This is a genomic window from uncultured Aquincola sp. (assembly GCF_964001545.1).
Classification (GTDB): domain Bacteria; phylum Pseudomonadota; class Gammaproteobacteria; order Burkholderiales; family Burkholderiaceae_C; genus Aquincola.
The window spans coordinates 1-2,552 of sequence record NZ_CAXFDV010000215.1 but is presented as its reverse complement, the minus strand read 5'-3'; the positions used below and the strand labels follow the sequence as shown (position 1 = coordinate 2,552).

The window sequence follows — 2,552 nt, the reverse complement described above, 5'->3', positions numbered from 1 at the left end:
TGCTGAAGTGGCACACCGGCAGCAGCGACATCCAGGACCCCGAGGTGAAGCGGCTGACCAGCCACTTCCAGGGCCGCTCCTACGACGAGATTCCGCACGCCTTTCGCACCACGAACCATGTGCGGGTGCAGACGGGCAACAAGTTCGACGACGTGGACGAGATCGTGCGCTTCCTGCGGGCGTACGGTCCGTTCATGGGCGGCGGCAAGGTCGGCAAGCTGTTCGTGGGCAAGCGGCTGTTCGGCCATGCCATCCTGATCTACGGCGTGACATCCACCGGCCATGTGCTGCACCACGACCCGACGCTTGGGCCGCACTGCAAGATGAAGGGCGACAGCTACCTGCGGCTGCAGGACGGTGAGCGCCTGTTCTACGTGCAAAGCCCGCGGGTGGACATCGTCGTCGAAGGCAGCTGAAGCGCCTGATCGGGGGCGCTACAGGTCGGGCGCGTAACGGCGTTCCATCTCTTCGCGTGTCTCCGGCGCCACGTTCAGGCCGGTCTGGTCGGCGATCATCTGGCCGGCAGTGGGCAGCAGCTCGCGCGGCTGCTGGGCATCGGCCTTCCACAGGCGCGAACGCAGCAAGGCCTTGGCGCAGTGCAGGTAGGCCGCCTGCACCTGCACCCGGACTACCAGCTTGGGTGCACGGCGCTCGGTGGTGCAGGCGGCGATGTCGGCCGCATCGGTGGACAACACCGCACGGCCATTGACACGCAGCGTTTCATCGAAGCCCGGAATCAGGAACAGCAGCCCGATGCCTCCGGTGTCCACGATGTTCTCCAGCGTGTCCAGCCGGTTGTTGCCCGGCGCATCGGGAATCAGCAGCTGGCCGTCGTCGGTGATCTTGACGAAGCCGGGATCACCGCCGCGCGGCGACGCATCCATCTGATGGTCGGCGCTGCCGGTGGACACCAGCACGAAGGGCGACAGCGCGATGAAGCGCCGGCAGTGCCCATCCAGCGCATCGATCTGCTTGAGCACCGCGCGCGGCTGGGGGTTGTTGTAGAGCTGCCGAAGCTCGGCGAGGGTGCTGATGGGCATGCAGCGCAGTCTAGTGCGCCCGGCGGGCGGCCACCACAATGAGCCCCCAACTCAAAAGCGACCCCGAGGAGCGCCCATGACCCCATCCTTCCTGCCACGCCGCCGGCTGCTGCTGCAGCTCACGCTGGCCTTCAGCTTCACGGCCGCGCAGGCGGCCTCAGTCTCGCCGGTGGCCGCCGAGAACGGCATGGTGGTCACGGCGCAGCACCTGGCCACGCGCGTGGGCGTGGACGTGCTGAAGGACGGCGGCAATGCGGTGGATGCCGCGGTGGCCGTGGGCTATGCGCTGGCCGTGGTGTACCCGGCCGCCGGCAACCTGGGCGGGGGCGGCTTCATGACGCTGCAACTGGCCGACGGCCGCAAGACCTTCCTCGACTTCCGCGAGAAGGCGCCGCTGGCGGCCACCGCCCACATGTACTTGGACAAGGACGGCAACGTGGTCAAGGGCCTGAGCACGCAAGGCCACCTGGCCGTGGGCGTGCCGGGCACCGTCTCGGGCCTGGAATATGCGCGCGCCCAGTACGGCACGCTGCCGCGCCGCGCGCTGATCGAGCCGGCCATCCGCCTGGCGCAAGACGGCTTCGTGCTGCAGCCGGGCGATGCCGAGATGCTGCAGGCTGTGGCCGCCGACTTTCGCAAGGACGCGGCCACCGCGGCCATCTTCCTGAACCAGGGCGAGGCCTTCCAGGCCGGCCAGAAGCTGGTGCAGGCCGACCTGGCCCGCACGCTGAAGGCCGTGGCCGAGCAAGGCGAGACCGGCTTCTACCAGGGCGCCGTGGGCCGGGCGCTGGTGGCCAGCAGCCAGGCGGGCGGCGGCATCATCACCCAGGCCGACCTGGACCAGTACAAGACGCGTGAACTCAAGCCCATCGAGTGCAGCTACCGCGGTTACGGCATCGTCTCGGCGCCGCCGCCGAGTTCGGGCGGCGTGGTCATCTGCGAGGTGCTGAACATCCTCGAGGGCTACCCGATGAAGACGCTGGGCTTCCGCTCAGCGCAGGCGGTGCACTACCAGATCGAGGCGCTGCGCCATGCCTATGCCGACCGCAACAGCTACCTGGGCGACCCCGACTTCGTGAAGAACCCGTTGGACCAGCTGCTGGCCAAAGCCTATGCCGGCCGCATCCGCGCCGCCATCGTGCCCAACAAGGCCGGCATCTCCAAGGAGATCAAGCCCGGCGTGCCGCCGCACGAAGGCAGCAACACCACGCACTACAGCATCGTGGACAAGTGGGGCAATGCGGTGTCGGTGACCTACACGCTGAACGACTGGTTCGGCGCCCGCGTGACGGCCGGCGGCACCGGCGTGCTGCTGAACAACGAGATGGACGACTTCACCAGCAAGGTGGGTGTGCCCAACCTGTACGGTCTGGTGCAGGGCGAGGCCAATGCCATCGCCCCGGGCAAGCGTCCGCTCAGCTCGATGAGCCCGACCATCGTCACGCAGGACGGCAAGCCGGTGATGGTGGTGGGCACGCCGGGCGGCAGCCGCATCATCACCGCGGTGCTGCA

3 protein-coding genes are annotated in these 2,552 nt (G+C 68.3%); 2 read left to right on the top strand and 1 reads right to left on the bottom strand.

Annotated elements, in window-relative coordinates:
- A partial coding sequence (locus ABNT58_RS07510) for a papain-like cysteine protease family protein (protein WP_348752879.1) occupies positions 1 to 416 on the top strand: 416 nt, incomplete at its 5' end.
- 18 nt (positions 417 to 434) lie between these two features.
- On the opposite strand, the gene ABNT58_RS07505 is transcribed toward ABNT58_RS07510, so the two are convergent.
- Complete coding sequence (locus tag ABNT58_RS07505) at positions 435 to 1,040, bottom strand: MSMEG_1061 family FMN-dependent PPOX-type flavoprotein (protein ID WP_348752878.1); 606 nt, start codon at positions 1,038 to 1,040, stop codon at positions 435 to 437.
- Positions 1,041 to 1,116: 76 nt separating this feature from the next.
- Between ABNT58_RS07505 and ggt the strand changes: the two genes are divergently transcribed.
- A partial coding sequence (gene ggt / locus ABNT58_RS07500; protein WP_348752877.1) for a gamma-glutamyltransferase occupies positions 1,117 to 2,552 on the top strand: 1,436 nt, incomplete at its 3' end.